We start from the raw sequence: 531 nt of genomic DNA on the forward strand, positions 1-531 counted from the left end.
GGAGGTGGTCCGCGTCGTTGTCCAGGGAGGGGTTGTTGCAGCCGGGGAACGGGCATCGGCCGTCGCGGAGCCGGAGCCACTGCCGCAGGGCTGTGGTGAGGCGGTAGCGGGTCCGGCCGATTTCCAGCGGGGCGCCGTCGCGGGGGTCGACCAGGACCCGGTAGAAGGAGCCGGCGCCGTCGGCGACGAGGCGGCGGGCCATGGATGGCGGGATCGGCCCGTACCCGTCCAGCACGGCCGGTTCCTCGGTGGCGCCGAGCAGGGACATTACCGGGACGGTGACCAGGACCTGTGCCCGCGGCGACGGCACACCCCCGCCCGCACCCGCAGCAGTGGTGCCGCCCGCACCCGCACCCGTAGTGCCAGCGTCGTGGCCGGTGCCGTTGGTGAGGAGCCAGGTGGCGGCGATGTCGGCGCGGAGCTGGGGCAGGGTCCGGGCCTCGTGCGGGCCCTGGAGGGCGCGGGCGGCCGCGGTGGTCCGGTCCCAGATCCCGGCGGCGGTCTCGGCCGGGAGGTGCGCGGAGAGCCAGG

Annotated in this window: 1 protein-coding gene; it reads right to left on the minus strand. The window is 76.3% G+C overall.

Annotated elements, in window-relative coordinates:
* Positions 1-531 (minus strand): DUF222 domain-containing protein (locus AB4Y72_RS19690; RefSeq protein WP_441427814.1); only part of this gene is annotated, 531 nt, incomplete at both ends.

Origin of the sequence: Arthrobacter sp. YAF34, assembly GCF_052113245.1 — a bacterium.
Classification (GTDB): domain Bacteria; phylum Actinomycetota; class Actinomycetes; order Actinomycetales; family Micrococcaceae; genus Arthrobacter.